The following is a 22,965-nucleotide window of genomic DNA, read 5'->3' as shown; positions in this document are numbered from 1 at the left end:
GCTACATTACGCCCAACCACCGTAAAACGTCGTTCAGGTTGGCTACAACCATCAGCAGAATAAGTATGGTGATGCCCACATATTCGGCACGAATCATAAACTTTTCAGATGGTTTGCGACGTGTAATCATTTCGTATAGCAGGAACATAACGTGTCCGCCATCGAGTGCGGGGATAGGCAGAATGTTCATAAAGGCAAGAATGATGCTCAGGAAAGCAGTCATATTCCAAAACATATACCAGTCCCAATAAGGTGGGAACATCTTTCCGATTGCGCCAAAGCCTCCCAAACTCTTTGCTCCATCGGCAGAAGCAAGGTACTTGAAGTTGCCTACGTAGCCGCGAAGAATGTTCACACCATACTTCACACCTGCTGGGAAACTTGCGAAGAACGAATATTTCTCTTGCGTGGGCTTGTAGTATGAGAGCACGGAACTTTCTATTGCGCCCATTTTAAACTCTGGATTGAGTTGTATTTTTATAGTGTCGAGCTTGTTGGAACCACTCCGTTGCACGGTAAGCACTACGTTTCGAAGCGCCAAAGAGTCTTTGTGAGTGTTCTTAACAGCTGCAACATCGTGCAAGACTCCTATTTGGTAATGGAAATCAGACCAGGTATTAACGGCTTTTCCATTGATGGACTTCAGCAAATCGCCTGCCTTTATGCCTGCTTTCATTGCAGGGGTGTTGGCTGCAACGCTGTCAATGCGCGCTGGAATGTAAGGTTCGGCAAAGAGAGGACGCTCTTTAAACATGGAAAGCATGTCCAAATCGCCTGGCATTTCGATACGTGTTTTCTTGCCATTGCGCAGCACTTCCACGTATTTGGATTGTGCAATCTGGCGGAAGAAGTCGCCATTTACGTTGGCAAATTCGCGGAAAGCCCCCTTGTCGGTGCCCAACATAACGTCCTTATCCTTGAAACCGAGTGCTTTTGCCTGCTCATTGAACTGCATACCCATACTCATGTCCGACACCTTGAAGTAGGTTTCGCCCCATGTAAACATTATCATGGAGTAGATAAACAATGCCAAGAGGAAGTTTACAAGTACACCGCCAATCATGATGAGCAAGCGTTGCCATGCCGGTTTCACTCTAAACTCCCACGGTTGTGGCGCTTTCTCCATTTGTTTCGTATCGAAACTCTCGTCAATCATACCTGAAATCTTGCAGTAACCGCCGAGTGGGAGCCACCCCATGCCGTATGTCGTATCGTCATTCTTGGGTTTCCACTTGAACAGCATACCGTTCCATTTGCCGATAGCCATATCGAAGAATACAAAAAACTTCTCTACGCGAACGCCAAATAGCTTTGCGAAGAACATGTGCCCGCCTTCGTGGAGAAGAACAAGCAGCGAGATTGCCATTATAAATTGAAGCAATCGGATAAGAAATGATTCCATTCGTTACTTTATAATCTGTTTTTTTATTTCTATTTTCTTTCTTTTTATTCTCTTAATAGCCCATTAGTTCACTTGCTATTCTGCGTGCTTCGGCATCGGTTTGCAAATAAACGTCGAGCGAAGGCGTCACATCGAATGCCACTTTCTGCATCGTTTCGTCGATGATTTCGCCCATTTTAAGGAACGAGCATTGCCCTTTGCGGAACCCCTCGTTCACTATTTCGTTGGCTGCATTAAGGATACAAGGCATGTTACCGCCTTTTTCGATGGCTTCATACGCCATGGCGAGACAGCGGAACTTCTCCATATCAGGCTCAAAGAACTCCAACGGCTGGCTGAACAAGTCCAAACGGTCGCCTTTCAACGTAAGTCTGTCGGGGAAAGAGAAGGCATATTGTATAGGCAAACGCATATCGGGAACTCCCAATTGAGCCTTTACGCTGCCATCGACAAACTGTACTGCACTGTGAATGATGGACTGTGGGTGCACCAAAACCTGTATTTTGTCGGCAGGAACACCAAACAACCACTTGGCTTCTATTACCTCAAAGCCTTTGTTCATCAGTGAAGCGGAGTCTATTGTAATCTTTGCGCCCATGTCCCAAGTAGGGTGTTTCAGTGCATCGGCAGCCGTAACGGTCTTCAGTTTGTCGGCATTGAGAAGGCGGAAAGGGCCTCCCGAGCAGGTCAGCAATATCTTTTCTATCTCATTGTTGTCCTCTCCCACCAAGCTTTGGAATATTGCGCTGTGTTCACTATCTACGGGAAGGATTGGCATATGGTATTCGGTTGCCAACTTGCAAATCAATTCTCCTGCCACGACAAGCGTTTCTTTGTTTGCCAAACAAATTCTTTTGCGTGCCTTAATGGCGTGTATGGTAGGCTCAAGACCTGAAAATCCCACCATAGCAGTAAGCACCATATTGATAGGTTCGGCCTCAACAATCTGCTTTAACGCCTCTTTGCCAGCATAAACCTTTATGTCGGGTTGGTCGGAAAGCTCCTTTTGCAATGCCTCATAGTGGCTTTCGTTTGCGATTACCACTGCTGCAGGCTGGAATTTACGTGCCTGTGCAGCCAGTTTCTGCCATTGATTGTTGGCTGTCAAGGCATAAACCTCGTATAAATCGGCGTGTTGCTCTATCACATCAAGGGCTTGTGTGCCGATGCTTCCCGTTGAACCAAGAATACATATTTGTTGTTTCATTTTTCTAAACTAAAGCTCTAAAAGTCCGTCAGGTATTTCTACTTCTATCGTTCGCTGTGCCTTGTCTATTCCTTTTATAAGGTTTTCGTTGGCAGGTATAAGGCGTTCGCCACCTGTTTCGGTCTTTATTTCAAACAGCAGGTTGATGGTTGAATCATCTACTGACACGATTTCGCCCACCATCTTGCCTGTTTTGCTGTTTAATAACTTAAATCCAATGATTTGTGCCCACGACAATTCGTCTTTGCCTTCTTCGGCAATGGCACGTGGGAAGTACACTTCCGTACCTGTAAGTTCGCGTGCACGCTCTTCGGTATCAATGTCGCAAAACTTCATCAGTGCCACTTCGTCAGAGCGAAATCTGTACTCTTCCATAAAGAAAGGCACTAAAATGCCCTCCATATTGAGCACTAAATAGTCGGCATCGCATTGGTCGAACACGTCATCAGTGAAGCGAAACAGTATCTCTCCCTTTACTCCGTGTGGCTTTCCAAGCACACCTATCTTATATACTTCCTCTCGTTTTATCATCTGCAGGCTTCTTTAGCAAATGTCTACACGCTGTATCTTCGCACCGAGTGCATTGAGCCGTTCCTCAATATTTTCGTAGCCACGGTCTATTTGTGATATATTGTCGATGCGACTGATGCCTTGTGCCGACATGGCAGCGATGAGCAGGGCGATACCCGCACGAATATCGGGGCTCGACATTCTGCCTCCTCTCAACGCATGACAGTTGTTGTTTCCTACCACTACTGCACGATGTGGGTCGCAAAGAATGATTTGTGCGCCCATGTCGATGAGCTTATCGACAAAGAACAAGCGGCTTTCGAACATCTTCTGATGGAAGAGCACGCTGCCCTGTGCTTGTGTTGCGACTACGAGCAACACCGAAATAAGGTCGGGTGTTACGCCCGGCCACGGTGCATCGGCAATGGTCATAATGGTTCCATCAATAAATGAATCAATCTCATAGTGTTCTTGTCGTGGAATAAAAAGGTCGTCGCCCTCCTCTTCAATCTGCACGCCAAGTCGCCGGAACGTGTCGGGAATGATGCCAAGATTCTTTATCGACACATCTTTTATTCTGATACCGTCGCCTATCATGGCTGCCATACCGATAAACGAACCTACTTCTATCATGTCGGGAAGTATGCGGTGTTGTGTTCCTTCCAGCGTTTTCACACCCTCAATGGTAAGCAGATTGCTGCCAATGCCGCTGATTTTCGCGCCCATGGCGTTGAGCATGCTGCACAGTTGTTGCAAGTAAGGCTCGCAAGCAGCATTGTATATCGTGGTAATACCCTCTGCCAAGACAGCTGCCATAACGATATTGGCTGTGCCCGTAACCGATGCTTCGTCTAAAAGCATATAGGTTCCGACAAGCTTTTCGGCTTTCAGTTCGTACACGTTGCGTTCTTCTCTGTGTTCAAAGTGTGCTCCAAGGTTTTTAAAACCAAGGAAGTGGGTGTCCAAACGGCGACGCCCAATCTTATCGCCCCCCGGTTTGGCTATCGTTGCCTTGCCAAATCTGCCTAATAAAGGTCCGTAAAGCAGCACGCTACCGCGCAAAGACGAGCATTTCTCAACAAATTCTACACTCTCCAAATAGTCTAAATTCACCTCATCGGCGCAAAAAGAATACTTGTTTTCGCCCAGTTTCGTAACCTTTACGCCAATGTCTGTGAGCAGTTTTATAAGGTTGTTTACGTCCAAGATATTTGGAATGTTGTCGATAACAACTTCTTCGGTGGTCAGCAATGTTGCGCTAATCACTTGTAAAGCCTCGTTCTTAGCTCCTTGAGGCACGATGGTACCCGACAGACGGTGTCCGCCTTCAATGAGAAAACACTCCATAGGCTTATCTTCTCTTTTTATTGTTGCGTACAGGTTGCAACTCTTTTAGATTTATCTTGTCGAATTTGAAGACGTCCAAGTCCAACTGCACCGCTCCGTCGGTGAAGCGTGCGAGGTCGGAAGCCACTTTCTCGTCGTCGGAAGAACCGTGCCCCCATTGTATCAGACAGCGTTTCATCTGGTTGGCAACCAATCTAACAAGCTCTTCCTTCTCGTTGCCTTCCTCCATTGTCTTTAGCTGTTCGAACAGTTCGAACATCATTTTTCCATAGTGGCGTACAGGTATTTTCGACATCGGATAGCCCATAGGCTCTGGCTTCGTTGCTATTTTCAATGCCTGCGAAACATCGTACGGATAGTCAATATCCAACTTGAAGTCTGCCATAATGGCTAAATGGTCCCACAGTTTCTGTTCGTGGTCGGCACTTTCCCTGCCTTGTGGGTTCATTCTGTCCATAATCGAAACAATGGTTTCGGCACATTGCTGTCGTTCTTCCTTTGTTGGCAGTTCCACGCAATAGCTCACCATGTTCTGTATTTCACGCCCGTATTCAGGCAACAATAGCTTTTCGCGCTGAGTGTTGTAGTCCAATCCGTCTATCTTCATTCAACTATTCTTTTTATTCTGTTTCGTTTCTTTTGTTTGTGTTCTGCCTTGTCTTACAGCAGGGGCTTGGCCTGCTTTGCCACGAAGTCCTTTAGATACATCGGCACAAAGTACGCCACATCTTCGTATTGTTCCAATGCAATGCGCTTTTCAGCCAGCGGCAGCATGTTCTTTGCCAACGGTTCGATGCCTTTTATCAGGTGTGCATTGGGGTGATTGATAGTTTCCATACACTTTTCAGCACCGTTGCCAAAGAAGTAGACAGAACCTTTGTCGAGATATTCCTTGTAGGTGTTCTCGTCCACAACATCGGCTTGGATAGGGCGAATTTCGTGCAAGGCACGGTCGAACACCTGCGCATACACCTCCATACGGCGTGCATCAATCATCGGAACAAGCAATGCGTTGTCCTCAATCTCGTCGTGGTGCAGCAGCACAGGCACGCAAAGCAGTTCGAGCGTAGGCACTGCAATCAGCTTGATGTCGGCACCGTAGCAGATGCCCTTTGCCATCGATGTGCCTATGCGAAGCCCCGTGTAAGAGCCTGGACCACTGCTGACCGCAACAGCATCAACGGGAATGGCGTGGCTGTCGGCAAACGACAGGGCTTCATCGACAAACTTTCCCAACTGCTCACCGTGGTTAGGACCGCCATGGTCTTCCTGTGTGAAGATGCAAGCACCGTCTTCGCTCAATGCCACGGAGCACACGTTGGTGCTGGTTTCTATGTTTAATATACACGACATCTTTTATTTTACTTTTGCTTTCTGTCTATACAACTTGCAAAGATACTATTAAATTTTGAATAATTCCTCCTTTATCGTATTGAAAATACATTAAAGCCATCAAGGCAGAACAAAACTTTGATGAAGCGAGGCACATAGTTTTACCAATAATCTGCGTGTAAAATAGTCATCTTCTACGGTGCAAGTAATTTGCCTTTGTGTAAAGAATGCAATCGCAACAGTTTTAATTCATCTTCAATGCACTAAGGTTATACTATTACATAATGTATCATTGGCTTATAAAGAGAGATTTCAGTAGATAGTAAAGATAATGTGTTAAATAATTTAAAATATAGGTATGAAAATTTGTTACCCTATAAAACATTTCCTATTTTTGCAGAGGAAGAAACGCAAATATAATGCTTTGTGTAAGCCAAATGGCTTTTGCAAGTTTATTAATGATGAAAAAATCCATATAAAAATATTGTATTACTTAAACATTTAAATTATGAAGAAACTATTACTTCTTGCTCTCGTAGCAATTTTTGGCGTTAGTGCACAAGCACAAGACACTCCTGACATGATTAAAGATCAGCCGGCTGGTACTGTAACAACCTACAAACGTGTTAGCGGTAAGATGTTTGCTTACCAAAAAGGTGAGGACGGTAAGCAGAAGTTATCTCTCTTTTCACTTGAAAAATTGGCTGAAAACGGTCAGCCAGCAGGCGATTTGACTATGGTTACAGCTGCTGATGGCAAGACTGTTTATCTGAAGAACGCACTTTCTTTCGGTACTTATCTTGATGGTGATCCATTCGCTTGGATAAAAGGTACAAAGGAAGGCAACGTTATTACTATTCCTGCAGGTCAGTTCGTTTTCTATAACACTTTCGATGATGGATCTTCAGCAGGTGTCCAAGTAGGTTATATGGAGCTTAAAGACCAGAAGTTAGTACCTATAGACGACCCTATTAAGTTCTATATCGATGGTGTTTCACTTAAGCTTGGTGAGACTGTTCTGGAAGGTCAGACGGCAGACGATATGAAAATAAAGATGTTGGCTGGCTATTGGAGCGACGACAAGGCTCTCTTCTGTGGCGACGTTGAGACAGTATTTACTACTGATCCTAATGGTATCGAGACCGTTGCAACAGGTGCAAACAAGCAGATTGTAGGCGAAACATACTTCGACCTCTCTGGTCGCAAGCTTTCTAAGGCTGGCAAGGGCGTAGCTATCAAGAACGTTAAGTTCGCTGACGGCACAACAAAATCAGTAAAAGTTGTTGATAACAAGTAATTTTTATCAAGCTGAAATAAAGTTTAAATAAACAAGATAAGAGGGTAACTTCTCATACGAAGTTACCCTCTTTTTTATTCTGTGCTGTTTGAACGAAATAGAATCTATGTGTTAAATAATACAAATAATAGTATGGAAGTTTGCTTTTATGGAAAATATTATTTAAATTTGAAGATGTAGAAAAAAGTAAATATGCAGACTTCGTGTAAGCCTATTCTTTTCTGACAGCGAGCAACAGATTATCAAGTGGGACAATCCCATAAGAATATTGTATTACTTAAACATTTTAGATTATGAAAAAATTATTACTCTTTGCTCTCGTAGCATTCTTTGGTGTCAGTGCACAAGCACAAAATAAGCCTACCGTTATTACCGAAAAGCCAGCTGGTACTGAAACTGTTTACAAGCGTGTCAGTGGCAAAATGTTTTTTATTAGAGACCAGAAGATATCCATTGCTGACCTTGCAAAGTTAGCGGAAAATGGTCAGGGTGCTGGCGATTTGACAGTTGTTGCTGATGCTGATGGCAAGACTGTTTATCTGAAATATGTGCTTTCTTATGCATCATTTATAAAGGACGACCAAGCTGGTGGCTGGGTGAAAGGTACTAAAGTAGGAAATGTAATCACTGTTCCAGCAGGGCAATACCTTCTGTATGGCAAGTTCGAGGATGGTGAATATGGCATTCAAGTAGGTTACATGGACTATAAAGACGGTAAGTTTGAAGTATCAAAAGATGATATTACGTTCACCATTGACGGCAATACAGCTGTACTTAACGGCACAATTATGAAAGGAGAGTCTCAAGACGATTTCCAATTGCGAATATTAGGCGGCTATTGGAGTGATAACAATGAATTCTTCTGTGGCGATGTTGAAACAGTATTCTCTACCGAACCTAATGGTATCGAGACTGTTGCAACAGATGCAAACAAGCAGATTGTAGGCGAAACATACTTCGACCTCTCTGGTCGCAAACTTTCTAAGGCTGGCAAGGGCGTAGCTATCAAGAACATTAAGTTTGCTGACGGCACAACAAAGTCTGTAAAGTACATCGGTAAGTAATTAGCGATAGCATATACAGCAAATTGAAAAATACAATTAGGGGCAGCTCCTTTATGTGGGGCTGCCCCTGCTTTTTGTGTACAATTCCCTTCTGTTTGCCGAGGCTGAAACTACGACAATGTATCTTTCGTGTAATTGGGAAAAGGGTAAAAAGTTTTCATAAACGCAGATATTGTATAACTCTTTTACTGTCAGTACTTTATAATACCTATTGTTTTGCGTTCCAAAAGCATGGGTTTTACACGGCAAGACAGGCTCTTTTGCATCGCAAAACAGCTGTTATTGCAATACCAAAACGCAGTTATCGCTTTTTAACAGAATTATTTTTACAATACCAAAACGAAATCCTGCCATCGCACTATTTGCATGCGGTAGCTGCATTCGTGGGATTAACCTCTGTGTCGCGTGCAGATTTGCTGCTGTTTCATCAGGCGAACTTGCCTTAAAAAAGCATCTGCGGGATTGTCCTTAAACAGGCAATCCCGCAGATGTTTTTGTTATATCGAGTTCTGACCAAACAGCAACAATCGAGCGAAAAGTTGTTTCTTAAAATTCCAATACCATTGCTTGGCGTGCACTTAGTGGCACATCGGCTGTGAGCGGAATGGTTCTGCCAGTAGTAATGTCGCGCGCAGTAGCATGGTTGCCAATGATTTCTGCGTAGCGTTTTACTTCTAACTTGCCTGCTGCGTTGCGACCATTGATAACGGTCATTACGTTTTTGCCGTTGTATTGGCGTGCTACGACATAGACTCCGTGCCACGGAATGAACTGGGTTTGTTTGCCGTGGGCAATAACATCGTTACCTTTGCGCCAGTGAAGCAGGCGAGCTGTCCAGTCGAACATGGCATTTTCTGCTGCAGTACGCCCCTCTCGTGTGAATTTATTGGCTGTATCGCCTGCGAAACCACCTGGGAAGTCTTTGCGGACATTGCCGTCGGCAACTTCTTTCGTGCCGTTCATCAGGATTTCAGTACCATAATAAAGTTGTGGAATGCGGTTCAATGTGAGCAATAGGGCATAGGCTTGCTTCAGTGCCAAGGTGTCTTTGCCATTGCCAAGAAAGCGGTCGGTGTCGTGGTTTTCTATGAAAGCCATTACGCTTGAGGGGTTTTCATAGAGGTAATCGTAGCACAGCGAATTGTAGATGCGGTTAAATCCCTTCCACCAATCGTCGGTTTCCTCGTTCTTCGCCATAGAAAGTCGGTCGAAGAAAGCAAAGTCCATAACGGTCTTCAGGTAGCTGTTCTCTTCCGAGAGTTTACTGTCCTTCTGCCATGCTGCCGTATAGGCAGGCTCTGTTACCCACGTTTCGCCCACAGTATTGAAGTTTGGATATTCCATATCAATGCGTTTCATCCACGTTGCCATTGCTTTTCGGTCGGCATAGGGGTAGGTGTCCATTCGAATGCCGTCTATTCCGACTGTTTCTATCCACCATATTGAGTTTTGAACGAGGTACTGCATCACGTGCGGATTGCGATGATTGAGGTCGGGCATCGAACTTACGAACCAGCCGTCTACCGTTTCTGCCATATCTACCTTACTGGCATAGGGGTCGAGTACGGGTGTCAGCTTGTACGAAGTCTGCAGCCCATAGTTAGGATTGTTGAACCAATCCTTTGCCGGAACGTCCCTGTTCCACAGGTGATAGTCGCCACAATGGTTGAAAATCATATCCATTACCACTTTCAAACCGCGTTTGTGGCATGCATCTGTCAGTGCTTTGTAGTCGCCATTTGTACCAAAACGCGGGTCTACGCGGTAGTAATCGGTTGTAGCATAGCCGTGGTAGGTGCTGAATTTGCCACCGTCGGCAGGGCGGTCGTTCTCTAAGACGGGCGTGAACCAAAGGGCAGTAACGCCCAAATCAGTGAAATAGTCGAGGTGTTGCATAATGCCGGCAATGTCGCCGCCGTGTCTCAGGCTTGGTTCGTTGCGGTTGCAGAGCTGGTCTTGCATACCTTTTACAATGTCGTTCTTGGGATTGCCGTTGGCAAAGCGGTCGGGCATAAGCATATAAAGCACGTCTGAATTGTCGAAACCCTTGCGTTCTTCGCCGCTCATAGTGCGTTCGAGCAAGGCATATTTCACCGTTGTCTTTTGCTTTCCGAGCCTGAAGTTTATATTCATTGTGCCTGCTTGCGCATCTTTCAGGTTAAGATAGATGAGCAGATAGTTGGGCGAATCGAGTTGGACGAGCGAGTCGATGCGTGCATTGGGATAGTCTACCGTTACTTCGGCATTGCGTATATTGTCGCCATAAGCCATTAATTGCAACGACGCATCTTTCATTCCTACAAACCAATTTGTGGGTTCGAGCTTCTTTATTTCTATCTTTGCACTGACACTGACCGTCAGAAGACAGAGCGAGAGCAACAGAGTTAATCGTTTCATATCTATTGTTTAATCGTGTAAGATAAGTGCGGTCTGTGCATCAATCATAACCTCTCCGCCTTCCATTTCGCCAATTCCTGCTTCGTTGATGACACCATTATTGGCTACGATGGTATATTTCCCTTTCGGAATATTGACGCTTTGAAGGTCTGCATTGCCGTTCAGTACCACGTAAATGTTGTTCCATTTGTCGCCACCCGCATGGTTTTTCAGTCGGAAAGCTACGAGGCAATCTTGCTGTGTTGGCAGGAATTCGAGATGTTTGCGCACTAACTCGGCACTGCCAAGACGGAATGCCGGGTGTGATTTGCGCATCTGAATGAGCCCTTTGTAGTAAGCAAAGACTTGCGGATACTTCTTCAGGTTGTTCCAGTCAAGGTGGTTTATCTCGTCAGGCGAGTTGAATGAGTTGTGCACACCTTTCTTATCGCGCAGCATTTCTTCGCCGGAGAGCATGAAAGGAATACCTTGCGAGGTGAAGACAACTGTCTGTGCGAGTTGATCTAAGCGTATGACCTCTTCCATATCGTAAGCAGCTTCAGGGATAGAAGCCTTCAATCGGTCAACCAGACACATATCGTCGTGGCAGCTGACATACGCAATCATCTGCGTTGGCTCGTTCGCCCACGGCTCTTTGGTATAGTTCACCTTTGTATAATCTACCTGTGGGTGGGCTATCATACCTGCAATGCCGGCTTTAATGCTTTCCTCGAATCCTGCAATACCGCCGAGAAAAGACGCTTGCTTGTCGTCGGAGAACGGACCGCGGAGGGCATCGCGTATCTCGTCAGAGAACGCTGCGATGCCCGGCATCTGCTTTATGTGGGCTTTGAGGGCAAGTTTTTCGGTGGGGTAGGCGCAGGTTCCGGCAGTCCAACCCTCGCCGTAGATGAAGATATTGGGGTCGATTGACGATAGTTCCTTGCGGATAAGATTCATCGTTTCTATATCGTGTATGCCCATAAGGTCTACCCGGAAACCGTCGATATGGTATTCGTCAGCCCAGTATTTCATACTTTCGAGCATGAACTGGCGCATCAGAGGCTTTTCAGAAGCGGTCTCGTTGCCACAGCCGGAGCCGTTGCTTGGCTTTCCGTCGGCAGTGTAACGGTAGTAAGCCATAGGGAAAGTGCGGTCGAAATTGCCTCCTTTGATGTCGAAAGTATGGTTGTAAACCACATCGAGAATAACGCGAATGCCTGCTTTGTGCAAGGCTTGTACCATTTGTTTGAACTCAAGAATGCGGCGGGTAGGCTGCTCTGCATCGAACGAATAACTGCCTTCCGGCACGTTATAGTTTTGTGGATCGTAGCCCCAATTGTACTGTGGGGTAGTCGTGTTGGCTTCGTCTATTGAAGCAAAGTCGAACGATGGCAGAATGTGAACGGCGTTTATACCTAATTCTTCCAGATGTCTAATCGCCTTTTGCTCGGTCAATGCCAAGAATTTACCCTTGTTTACGAGTCCTGAAGAAGGGTCTATTGAGAAGTCTCGGTGGTGCATTTCGTAGATAATCAGGTCGGCTGGGCTCTTCAAAGCCAAGCGATGGTCGCTGTTCCAGCCACTTGGATTGGTCGTTTGCATATCAATGATTGCACCACGATGCCCGTTTATGCCAACAGCCTTGGCAAAAACGCCCGGCGTTTCGCCTCGTCCGATGTCGAAAGTGTAGAACTTTCCCTTCAAATCACCGCTGACAGTAGCTTCCCAAACATTCTCTGCTGTTTGCTTCATCTTTATCTTTTTTATTGCATTGCCGCCCCTTCCGGCTTCGTATATGCGCAGTGTGGGCTTCTTTGGAGCATTCAGTTTGAACGTAGTCTGCCTCAGTGAGTAGCTAACTTCGTTGAAAACGTTTTGCGCTTGTGCTGTCAGCGTGAACAGAAAAGTTGCCATTAGCGTGATAATGCCGTATTTTAGTTTCATGTTAGTTATACTTTTGCTTTGTTAAGTTCCCAATATCGTTCCTTCTAAAAATCAGTCTGGCTCACCTTTGTTAATTGTTCGGCATGCTCTTCGCCATTCCAACGTGCCTTCAAAGAGATGGCAAAGCCACCGCCGGGTGCCATTGTCAGCTTCAATACATCGCCTTTCTTCACCTTCTTATGGGTGATTTTGTATGCTTTCGGATTGTTCTTGTAGTCCGCATTCTTTGCATCTGCATAGATAGTACAGTCATATATGTAATCCTTATCGAGGAAATCGAGTTTCAAAACACTCTTGTGTCCGTTCTCGTCGCACTTTCCTCCGATGTACCAATCGTTTGAATTCTTGTCCTGACGGGCAACGGTGATGTAGTCAGCAGGCTCTGCTTCCAAGTAAATGCTCCTGCTCCAGTCGCACGGAACGTCTTTTATGAATTGGAAAGCATCGTTGTATTTCTTGTAGTTTTCGGGCAAGTCGGCTACCATTTGTAGCGGGCTGTACATCGTTAAGTACAGTGCGAGCTGTCCAACGAGTGTAGTATGCACGTAGTTTTGGTTGTTGCTCCATGTCTTTAGCTGCGTTTCAAGAATGCCGGGAGTATAGTCCATCGGTCCTCCTTGCAGGCGTGTGAAGGGCAAAATAACCGTGTGGTCGGGGCGACTGCCGCCAAATGCCTCGTATTCTGTGCCGCGTGCACTTTCGTTACCTACCATGTTAGGATATGTACGGCACAGTCCTGTCGGACGAACTGCCTCGTGTGCATTCACCATAATGTGGTGTTTGGCAGCTTCTTCCACCACATGCATGTAGTGATTGTTCGTTGATTGCGAGAAATGATGGTCGCCTCGCGGAATAATATCGCCCACGTAACCAGTCTTTACAGCATCGTAGCCATACTTGTTCATGAGGTTAAAGGCAGCTTCTAGGTGCCTTTCGTAGTTCTGAGTGCTGGAAGAAGTCTCGTGATGCATCATTAACTTAACCCCTTTTTCGTGCGCATACTTGTTCAGATAGTCTATATCGAAGTCTGGGTAAGGCGTTACGAAGTCGAAAACGTAGTCCTTTGAATGTCCGAACCAGTCTTCCCAACCTATGTTCCAACCTTCAACGAGCACTTGGTCGATGCCATTTTCGGCTGCAAAGTCGATGTATTTCTTCACGTTTGCAGTTGTTGCGCCGTGCTTTCCGTTTGGTTTAGCCTTGTTGTAGTCGGTTATTCCAAGCTGGACAGAGGGGAATTCGTCTGTGTAATTCCAGCTGCTCTTGCCCACAATCATCTCCCACCACACGCCAACATACTTGGTTGGGTGAATCCAGCTGGTGTCCTTTATCTTGCAAGGCTCGTTCAAATTCAGGATTAAATGGCTCGAAAGCATGTCGCGGGCATCGTCGCTGACGAGTATTGTGCGCCAAGGCGTGTTGCAAGGAGTCTGCATATATCCTTTCAAACCAGTGGCATCGGGTGTCAGCCAGCTCTCAAAGACCATGTTTTTATCGTCCAAATTCAAGTGCATTGTAGGATAATTGATGCACGCTGCTTCGTGTATGTTGATGTAAAGACCATCGTTTGACTTCATCTGCAAGGCTGTCTGGACGCCAGTTTCCGAGAAAACAGCCACAGAAGAGTTGCCCCAGTTCACGGCATCGTGGAAGCGACTGCGTATTTCCGACAGCCTGCTCTCCTGTGTTTCCTGCTCTTGCGTGTCGTAATCGCCCGGAATCCACCACGCTTTGTGGTCGCCTGCCATGGCAAACTGCGTGTGTTCTTCTTTTATAACAAAGTAATTAAGATCCTTTTGCTGCGGAAACTCGTAGCGAAAGCCCACCCCGTCGTCGTAAATACGGAAGCGAATCTTTATATTGCGGTTGCTTTTCGCTTGCCATAGCGATACTGCCATCTCGTTATAGTGGTTGCGTATCTCATCGGTTTCGCCCCAAACGGGCTTCCAAGTGTCGTCGTGCGATGTCTTTATGGTCTGCGTTAGCTCGAAACCGTCCATCAAATTAGTTTCTTCCATACCCTTGCTGGCGTGTTTGCTCTTTGCCAACTCTAAGCCAAGGAACGACTTTTTAATAACATCTTTCGTGCCATACTGCACCGTGTAGTAAGGTCTGCCGTTGTCAATACCGAACCTTACCACCACTTTACCATTGGGTGAAGCTGCCGTTTCCCATTTGTCGCTGTTGTCTTTCGGGCTTCCTTGTGCCATTGCCATAACGGAACAAAACAGCAATACAATCAATACCTTGAATCTATTCATACCTGCTTTTTTATTATCCTTATAAATACGAGCAGTGGGACGCAGTAAAAATACGTCCCATTGCCTTAGTTCTTTTTATCTTCCTGACCTGACAATCAGTTCTGTTATCGTCTTGTTGAAGTCTTCGTTCTTCATTAATTGTTCTATGCTGACGTGCATTCGGTATCGCCAATAGTGCTTCGGATTGGCAGGAATGTTGATGCGTTCGGCGTTGGCATCAGTCAGTCGGAGGTGTTCATCAATGCTTGTCCAGTCCTGAAAACTTAGGATACAAAGCATACTTGGCGATGTTAAGTGTCGTTCTACAATATCTTTTGCCAACCAGCCCGGCATCGGATGCGGTGCAGGACCGCCTTGATGCAACATCGTATTGTAGTATTCCTGCGCCCTGTTCCAGTCTTCGTCCCACCATTGGCGTAGTGTTGGCATGTCGTGAGTAGATATTGTGCATACGCTACGATAGGGATTAGAACCCAAATGTCCGAATCGCACCTTCGGATCTTTCGGCATTGACTGTATTTCGAGGCTTAAAATGCGTAGCTCGTCCATCACCCAAGCCACACAGTCGGGTACCATTCCCAAGTCTTCGGCACACACGAGCATGCGTGTAGCGTTCACTAACTTCGGCAATTTCTTCATTGCCTCCTGATACCAGTACTGGTTGTTGCGGCGATAGAAGTAGTCGTTGTAAAGCGTATTGAAGGCATTCTTGTCGCAATCGTACAGACTTTCATAGATGAAATCCATCTGTACGCTGATGCGTGGGTGGAATTTGTTCGGGTCTTTGTGGTCGCGTACAAAGAGCACATCGCTGATTAAAGCATACAAACCATCGCGAATCCAGATGTCTTTGTCGGTCTCTTTGCCTTCAAAAGCGGCTTCCACCTTGCGCTGTGTATCATATTCGGGGCGCATCTTGTATCGGTTGCCCCACGTCTTTTCTATGTATTTCTCTCGCACTTCGTTGGCATGCTCGCGGAAAATTCGGTCTAATACCCAGTCGGTAATGAACGGTTCGGTGAACAATTCCTCTTGCCAGTGCAGTCCGTAGCCCTCTACTTCTTCGCGGCTCATGCCCAATGCAGGTGCAAACTGTCCCAAAAGACCGTGCACTGCATTTGCCGGGATTTCCCAAATGCGGAAGAAACCCAACACGTGGTCTATGCGATAAGCATCGAAATAGTTCGCCATGTTCTGGAAACGACGTATCCACCACTGGCAGCCATCGGCTATCATGGCGTCCCAATTGTAGGTTGGAAAGCCCCAGTTCTGTCCGTTTGCCGAGAACCCATCGGGCGGTGCGCCTGCCTGACCGTTCAGATTGAAGTAGCGTGGCTCTGTCCATACGTCGCAACCGTTACGGTTTACGCCGATAGGAATGTCGCCTTTCAGGATAACGTGCTTTGCAACGGCATATTCGTGTACAGCTTTGAGCTGACTGCTCAATATGAATTGCACATAATAATAGAACTCCACGTCCTTGTAAGCCTTGTTACTGCTGGTTGAAAGCAACTTCCTTTCCGTTTCGTCCCATTGGTTATGGTCGGGCCATTTGGCAAATTCAGCAGTACCATACTTATCGCGCAACATACTATATTGTGCGTAAGGAACCAGCCAACTCTCGTTTTCAGCAAAGAATTTCTTAAACTCTTTGCTGTTGATAGTGGCTTTTCCTTCCTGTTTGTATATAAGTTTCAGATACTCTTCTTTAAGTTCGTTTACACGTTCGTAGTCTATTTGCGGCAGCGCATTCAGCTTTTTACGTTCCTTTTCGAAGCGTTCGCGTTGCGTTTTGTCCTTCAATGCAGGCAGACCGTTAAGGTTTACATACTGTGGGTGCAGCGCAAAGATAGAGATACAGCTGTAAGGGTAAGAGTCTGTCCACGTGTGTGTGATGGTAGTATCGTTGATTGGCAGGATTTGAAGTACCTTTTGTTGAGTTGAACTTACCCAATCAATCATCTTCTTCAGGTCGCCAAAGTCGCCCACACCGAAGCTATCGTCAGACCGTAGAGAAAATAATGGCACGAGCGTACCAGCTACACGCATTGCAGGCAAGGTGAAATAGGCTTCGCTTAGCTCGTAAATTATAGCGTCGCCCTCTTCCATTGCGGGCAAATCTATGGTACGATTGTAGCAATTCTCCCACATTGGAGAGTATTCTTTGTCGGGATTTACGATGATGAACTTGAACTCTAACCTGTTGCTTGCCAATCGGCTTACATCGAAACAGACAGCCCACTCGTTGGTAGAAACCTGCGTCATCTTCACCGCTTTCTTCTCTTTCCACGAGCCCATTAGTGGGTCGGCACCAATCAGACAGAGCCTGTCGCCTGCACCAAGTTGTGGAGCGCGCACTTTTAAGCATACAGATTTGCTGAATTTTTCTAACTTCAAGTTCTCTATTTTCGCTCCTACTATGCAGTCGGTAACTGCTGAAGAATACAGGAAAGCATTGTCAGGAATTTCGCGCCAGTGGTCGAATATCTTGTAATTCAGTGCCTGCGACGAGTTGAACATCACTCTATGGGGCGCAACGCTCCAGCCACGACGTTCCTCGTGGTCGCCAACGTGCACACTATAAAAATAGTCTATCACCGTGCCGGGCTTTATATCTCTGTTGATTTCTACTGTCCAAAGAAAGCCGTCGTGTGTGTGCATTCTGTACTGGCACACCGAATTGGCTCCCGACTCCTTGCCGTTTACGATATTAAGGACAAGTTCCTGTCCGTAATATGTCTTGTATTCTATGCTAAATTGTAAGTTCATATAGTTGTTAGTTATATGGCTCAAAGGTAATAATAATAAAATGAACTCACAAAACCTTTTTGCGCGTTTTTTGATTAATATCATGCAAACGTTTGCAAATATGTATTTTGCCTAATGTATAATACAGAATAGAATAACGATACACAGGTTTTTACATGACTCTCATTATATTAATAAACCTTACTAAATGTTTATTTTTACTCTCTTGATATAGCAAATGACGAGCGTTTTTGCAGCCAACATTATTCCTTTTTCGGAAAAATGCAGCCATTTGTGTGCATTCTTAAGTTGTTGAATGATAATATTATATAGGTGAATAAGGGAGATGTGTGCAATAATTAAGTCCTGATTATTTCGTGTTTAGAACATTATAGAGTACATATAGATTACTTTCTTCGTGCAGAAACACCTGTTTCTGCGATGCGAGAACGGCTCTTTTACCGTGTAAAAAGGCCTGTTTTGCTAACCGAAACCCACCCTTTTGCGATGTGAAACCAAATTAGATCGTCTGAAACGGGCAGCTTTTTGTTTTTTAGAGACATCTGTCTTGTAATTCGGAAATTAACATTTGTCTCGCTAAAAATATTGTATTTAGGTTTTGTTTACATTTCGTTGAAATCTCTTAAACACATGCTTCTTGCCCTGCAACATACCCAGTGGTCCATGCAGCTTGCAGGTTGAATCCTCCCGTAATACCATCTATGTCGAGCACTTCGCCTGCAAAGAAAAGACCTTTGCACACCTTGCTTTCCAACGTATTGGGGTTGATGCTTTTTAAGCTGATGCCCCCACACGTTACAAACTCATCTCGGAAGCTGCCTTTGCCCGAAATTTGGTGCACGTCGTTAGTAAGTGTTTCCACGAGTTTGTGCAACGCTTTCTTTCCCAATTCGCCCCAACGCTTCTCCTTGTCTATGTCGGAACGATGGAGCAGATACTCCCAAAGGCGGGTAGGGAGGTCGTATGGACGAATGCTTGCCATTTGCTTTTTCGGGTTTTCGGTTGCTATGGCAACGAGGTTCTGCTCTACAAGCTGTGTGTTTGTTTCGTACACCCAGTTTACAGCCACTGCCGATTGGTAGTTGTTTTCTGCCAAATGGCGTGCTGCATACGACGAAAGTTTCAGCGTGGCAGGTCCGCTCATACCCCAGTGGGTAACAAGTAAGGCACCATTGCTGCGGAATTTAGTTGATGGAATAGACAAAACTACGTGTTCTACCACGGTTCCCATAAGGTTACAAAAGGCTTTTTCGGTAATATTAAAAGTGAAAAGCGATGGCACAGGCATTTCTATTTTATTGCCTATAGCCTCTAAATACTGTAAATTTACAGCGCGTGGCGAGCCACCTGTAGTAATTATTACCCTGTCGAATGTGCGAGATGTTTTATCCTTAAAGTGTATTTCAATTTTCCCTTGCTGTTGTTTTGCAATACTTGTAAGTGTGTGTTTCAGACAGATTGTTACACCAAGACGTTGTGCGGTATGTGTCAAACAGTCTATAATGGTTTGCGAACTTTGCGAGAAAGGAAACACACAGTTGTCGCTTTGGGTTACCAACCGAACGCCATGTGCCTCGAACCATTGGTAGGCATCGTTGTAATCGAACCTTTTGAAAAGCCGTTTCAGCAGTTTGTCGCCACGTGGATACGCCTGCTTCAGGTCGGTTATGTCGGCAAACGAGTTGGTAAGGTTGCAGCGTCCGCCCCCCGATACCCCGACTTTTGCCAATACGTGCCCCGCCTTTTCAAACACGGTAACAGTGGCATCGGGCTGTGTGGTCTTTGCCGAAATGGCAGCAAAAAAGCCTGCTGCGCCTCCTCCTATAATCGCAATGTTCTGCATTTCCTTTCAGGTTTAACTATTACTACACCTTGTTTCTAATACTTATAAGGTGGCAACAAAGTTACGATAAATGGTCGAAGTGTACAAACGATAGGGTGAGAAACGATAGATAGGACAAAAAAGAAAGATACACCGAATTTCGTTACTTGTAACTTTGTCTTGAAAATAGCCAAAACAATTACACCGACAAGACTTCTTTTGTGTCCAAATGGAGAGTTTTGTAGGGCTCTCTCTGTACTTTTGCGGAGATTAATCATGTTTTTCTCCGCATAATTTGCGGAGAATAGGTGTTATTTTCTCCGTAAACACTTGTATCAAAGAGAAAAAAATAGTAAGTTTGCGTAATAAAAAGGTGGGAGATGAATAATCAATATATTTGGCAAAGTACAGACTTATACCAGCTGACATGGCAAGATAGTGTAGCCAGCACACTTCTATCTGAGGTGAGTCTTCTTCGTGGGAAGCTACTCGGAAGACTTTCTATGTTTGGCTTTAAAGAACAAGGAGATTCTATGTTGGACGCACTGACGGAAGAGATAGTCCATTCATCAGAGATAGAAGGTGAGCGTCTTAATAGAGACAGCGTGCGCTCGTCTGTTGCACAACAGTTAGGATTGGAGTACGATGGACTGCCAAAAGGAGACCACTATATAGAAGGTGTCGTGCAGGTGATGCTCGATGCAACTCAGCATTTCCGCGAGCTGCTTACGAAAGAGCGACTGTTTGGTTGGCACACTGCCCTGTTTCCAGCAGGACATAGCGGCATGTATAAGATAACCGTTGGCGACTGGAGGAAAGGTAAAGAGGCGATGCAGGTGGTATCAGGTGCAATGGGAAGGTTGAAAGTGCATTACGAAGCTCCGCCAAGTAGTGAAGTTCCAGAGAGAATGGAGCAGCTGTTGGCATGGATAGCTGACGACACGCTCACGGTTGATCCTCTGATAAAGGCAGCTGTGGCTCATCTTTGGTTTGTTACAATCCACCCCTTCGACGATGGAAACGGACGTCTGTGCCGCACAATGACAGAGATGTTGCTATCAAGAGCCGACAATACCCCACAAAGATATTACAGTCTTTCGTCTGAAATTCTCAATCATCGAAAAGATTACTACACCCAGTTAGAAAAGGCACAATGTGGCAAATCAGACATAACAGAATGGATTGTCTGGTTTCTTGAAATGCTCATCAAGGCTTTAAGCGCTGCACTCGAAAAGACCGAACGTATCATTAGAAAGGTGCGTTTTTGGGACGAACATAAAGAACTTGAACTGAACGCCCGTCAGAGAAAGGTTCTCAATATGCTCCTTGATGGTTTTGAAGGGAAACTAAATTCTTCTAAATGGTATAAGATTAATCATTGTTCGCAGGACACAGCCACACGCGATCTGAACGACCTTGTCAAGAAAAATATTCTACAGAAAAGCCGTGCGGGTGGACGGAGCACGACATACGAACTTACGATGGAGCTATGACGAAGTCGAAAAAAGAAAGGTACAGTTTGTTGTTTTGCAGAATGCGGACAACAAACTGTACCTTCTTCTTATATAAGAAAATGCTATTTCTATTTCACCTTTTCTATCAGTTCTTTTGGCAGAGTGGGCATTGCGCCGTTTTTCGTACAGACGTATGCACTTGCTTCGACAGCTAAGCTGTGAGCTTCGGCGATACATTTGCCTGCGAGAATGGCTGCGGTAAACGTGCCTGTGAACGAGTCGCCGGCTCCAACAGTGTCGGCAACTTCTACAATTGGCGTCTTTTGATACGACTCTACATTGGGGGCAAACACGTAAGAGCCGTTTACACCGCAGGTAAGCACGAGCATGTCAAGGTTGTACTTGCCAATGAGCAACCAGCATTTGTTCTCCATATCCAAGCCCGGATAGCCGAAGATGCGACCAATGGAAACCAGTTCTTCGTCGTTTATCTTCAGTATGTTGCATTGTTTGAGCGAGTTTCGGATAATGGTTTCGTTGTAGAAGTTCTGCCGAAGGTTTATATCAAATATCTTTAAGCAGTCTTTTGGCGTGGCATCGAGGAACTGCTGAATGGTGTTTCGGCTTACGCTGCTGCGCTGTGCAAGCGAACCGAAGCAGACGGCACGGCAGTTTTTCGCTACTTTTTCAATTTCCGGGGTGAACGGAATGTTGTCCCAAGCCACACCTTCCTTTATTTCGTAGGTAGGAACACCCGCCTCGTCGAGGGTTACTTGTACTGTCCCGGTGGGATAATCTACCACCGGCATCAGGTAGTTTACGTGTTTCTTGTCGAACTCTGCCAATGTCTCTTCGCCTAATTTGTCGTTTCCAATGGCACTGATGGCGAGAGAATTATGTCCGAATTGCCCCACGTGGAAAGCGAAGTTTGCAGGTGCTCCGCCAATCTTTTTACCTTCGGGGAGGCAGTCCCAGAGTGCCTCGCCCAAACCAACGATGTATTGTTTCATAGTTGTCATGTTTATTTTATTTTAGGAATATACGTGAAAAGGTAAAGTACACCTATTGCCATGACCAGCACAGCACCGGCTTGCCCTTTGCTGTCGCTCGCAAGACCCATGAGCAGTGGGAAGATAGTACCACCGAAGAGTCCCATTATCATGAGTCCGCTCACTTCGTTCTGCTTCTCGGGCACACTCTCCAAGGCACGTGCCAGCACCATTGAGAAGATGTTGCTGTTGCCGTAGCCGACAAGTGCAATGGCTGTGTAGAGAACGGCTTTGCTGCTTCCTACGTACAGTCCGCACATGCTCAATGCCATAAGAATAACGGAGATGATGAAGAAATGTTTCATCTTCATCGTGCGAAGGAAGAACGAACCCGTAAGGCAACCGATGGTACGGAAGATGAAATACAGCGAAGTTGAGAAGATGGCTTCGTTGAGTGGTATGCCCAAACGTTCCATCAGTATTTTCGGTGCGGTAGCATTGGTGCCTACGTCGATGCCCACATGGCACATGATGCCGAAGAAGCTGAACAGCACGATAGGCTTGCCCAGCAGCTGGAAGCACTCTACAAAGCTACTTGCCTTGCCTTCTGTCTTCTCTTCTTCTATAGGTGTAGATGCAAGGAGGAGCGATGCCGTCACACCTATAACCATATAGATGGGGAAGAGAACACGCCACCCGAGCCCGAAAGAAGGTATGTCTGCCATTGCTCCCCACATGGCTATGTAAGGTGCAAGGAACGAGGCAATCGCCTTGATGAACTGTCCGAAAGTAAAGGTAGCCGCCATGTTGCCACCTTGCATCACTGTCATTACCAGCGGATTGATAGATGTCTGCATCAGCGCATTGCCGATTCCGAGCAACGAGAACGACACCAGCATAAGTCCGTAAGATTGCCCGAAGATAGGCAAGAGCAGCGAGAAGACGGTTATGACGAGGCTCAGCAGCACTGTTTTCTTGCGTCCAATCTTGTTCATCAGCATTCCTGTGGGTACGGAAAAGATTAAGAACCAGAAGAAAACGAGTGAAGGAAACACGTTTGCCGTTGTGTCGGAGAGATGCAAGTCTGCCTTAACGTAGTTGGAGGCGGTGCCTACCAGGTCTACGAAACCCATCGCAAAGAAGCAGAACATGATGGGAATGAGCTTTAAAGTCTTTGAATTGTTCATT

At 45.8% G+C, this 22,965-nt stretch carries 16 protein-coding genes; 3 read left to right on the top strand and 13 right to left on the bottom strand.

The window, feature by feature from the left end; all coding sequences use genetic code 11:
- Position 1: 1 nt before the first annotated feature.
- Genes rseP through tsaB form a run of 6 tightly spaced genes read right to left on the bottom strand, consistent with a single transcriptional unit; the run spans position 2 to position 5,819 of the window.
- A complete protein-coding gene (gene rseP / locus RDV52_RS02335) occupies positions 2-1,402 on the bottom strand; it encodes an RIP metalloprotease RseP (protein ID WP_004367336.1) in 1,401 nt (466 codons plus the stop codon).
- Between the two features lie 52 nt (positions 1,403-1,454).
- Positions 1,455-2,609, bottom strand: coding sequence for a 1-deoxy-D-xylulose-5-phosphate reductoisomerase (locus tag RDV52_RS02330; RefSeq protein ID WP_004367337.1), 1,155 nt, complete (start codon positions 2,607-2,609; stop codon positions 1,455-1,457).
- Positions 2,610-2,618: 9 nt separating this feature from the next.
- Positions 2,619-3,140, bottom strand: a complete 522-nt coding sequence (gene rimM, locus RDV52_RS02325) for a ribosome maturation factor RimM (RefSeq protein ID WP_004367338.1) — start codon at positions 3,138-3,140, stop codon at positions 2,619-2,621.
- 12 nt (positions 3,141-3,152) lie between these two features.
- Complete coding sequence (gene murA, locus RDV52_RS02320; protein ID WP_004367339.1) at positions 3,153-4,466, bottom strand: UDP-N-acetylglucosamine 1-carboxyvinyltransferase; 1,314 nt, start codon at positions 4,464-4,466, stop codon at positions 3,153-3,155.
- Between the two features lie 4 nt (positions 4,467-4,470).
- Entirely contained in the window at positions 4,471-5,073 is a 603-nt protein-coding gene (locus RDV52_RS02315) for a DUF4290 domain-containing protein (RefSeq protein ID WP_004367340.1), read from the bottom strand.
- 53 nt (positions 5,074-5,126) lie between these two features.
- Positions 5,127-5,819 (bottom strand): tRNA (adenosine(37)-N6)-threonylcarbamoyltransferase complex dimerization subunit type 1 TsaB, encoded by a 693-nt coding sequence (gene tsaB, locus RDV52_RS02310; protein WP_004367341.1) that lies wholly within the window; start codon positions 5,817-5,819, stop codon positions 5,127-5,129.
- Positions 5,820-6,306: 487 nt separating this feature from the next.
- On the opposite strand from tsaB, the gene RDV52_RS02305 reads away from it, so the two are divergent.
- Both RDV52_RS02305 and RDV52_RS02300 read left to right on the top strand, forming a co-directional pair.
- A complete protein-coding gene (locus tag RDV52_RS02305; protein ID WP_004367342.1) occupies positions 6,307-7,095 on the top strand; it encodes a hypothetical protein in 789 nt (262 codons plus the stop codon).
- A 293-nt stretch (positions 7,096-7,388) separates the two neighbouring features.
- A complete protein-coding gene (locus RDV52_RS02300; protein ID WP_004367343.1) occupies positions 7,389-8,159 on the top strand; it encodes a hypothetical protein in 771 nt (256 codons plus the stop codon).
- 546 nt (positions 8,160-8,705) lie between these two features.
- Here the strand turns inward: RDV52_RS02300 and RDV52_RS02295 are convergent.
- The 5 genes from RDV52_RS02295 to RDV52_RS02275 form a co-directional block, all read right to left on the bottom strand.
- Positions 8,706-10,556, bottom strand: coding sequence for a glycoside hydrolase family 13 protein (locus RDV52_RS02295; protein WP_004367345.1), 1,851 nt, complete (start codon positions 10,554-10,556; stop codon positions 8,706-8,708).
- Between the two features lie 9 nt (positions 10,557-10,565).
- On the bottom strand, positions 10,566-12,482 hold the full coding sequence (gene pulA / locus RDV52_RS02290; RefSeq protein WP_004367346.1) for a type I pullulanase: 1,917 nt from the start codon (positions 12,480-12,482) through the stop codon (positions 10,566-10,568).
- 44 nt (positions 12,483-12,526) lie between these two features.
- The gene (locus RDV52_RS02285; RefSeq protein ID WP_223381200.1) at positions 12,527-14,698 is read right to left on the bottom strand and encodes a glycoside hydrolase family 97 protein; all 2,172 of its coding nucleotides are present in this window, start codon (positions 14,696-14,698) and stop codon (positions 12,527-12,529) included.
- A gap of 120 nt (positions 14,699-14,818) precedes the next feature.
- Entirely contained in the window at positions 14,819-17,512 is a 2,694-nt protein-coding gene (locus RDV52_RS02280; RefSeq protein WP_040556950.1) for a 4-alpha-glucanotransferase, read from the bottom strand.
- A gap of 622 nt (positions 17,513-18,134) precedes the next feature.
- The gene (locus RDV52_RS02275) at positions 18,135-19,355 is read right to left on the bottom strand and encodes a BaiN/RdsA family NAD(P)/FAD-dependent oxidoreductase (protein WP_004367349.1); all 1,221 of its coding nucleotides are present in this window, start codon (positions 19,353-19,355) and stop codon (positions 18,135-18,137) included.
- A gap of 359 nt (positions 19,356-19,714) precedes the next feature.
- On the opposite strand from RDV52_RS02275, the gene RDV52_RS02270 reads away from it, so the two are divergent.
- Entirely contained in the window at positions 19,715-20,827 is a 1,113-nt protein-coding gene (locus tag RDV52_RS02270; protein ID WP_004367350.1) for a Fic family protein, read from the top strand.
- 89 nt (positions 20,828-20,916) lie between these two features.
- On the opposite strand, the gene RDV52_RS02265 is transcribed toward RDV52_RS02270, so the two are convergent.
- Together RDV52_RS02265 and RDV52_RS02260 are read right to left on the bottom strand one after the other, a co-directional pair.
- Positions 20,917-21,798 (bottom strand): carbohydrate kinase family protein, encoded by an 882-nt coding sequence (locus tag RDV52_RS02265; protein ID WP_036875395.1) that lies wholly within the window; start codon positions 21,796-21,798, stop codon positions 20,917-20,919.
- Positions 21,799-21,809: 11 nt separating this feature from the next.
- Positions 21,810-22,964: an MFS transporter gene (locus RDV52_RS02260; protein WP_004367352.1), complete on the bottom strand. Its 1,155-nt coding sequence runs from the start codon at positions 22,962-22,964 to the stop codon at positions 21,810-21,812.
- Position 22,965: the final 1 nt, after the last annotated feature.

This window comes from Prevotella nigrescens, assembly GCF_031191185.1.
Classification (GTDB): Bacteria; Bacteroidota; Bacteroidia; order Bacteroidales; family Bacteroidaceae; genus Prevotella; species Prevotella nigrescens.
Note: the sequence above shows the minus strand (reverse complement) of the source record. Positions and strands in the feature narration are given on the sequence as shown.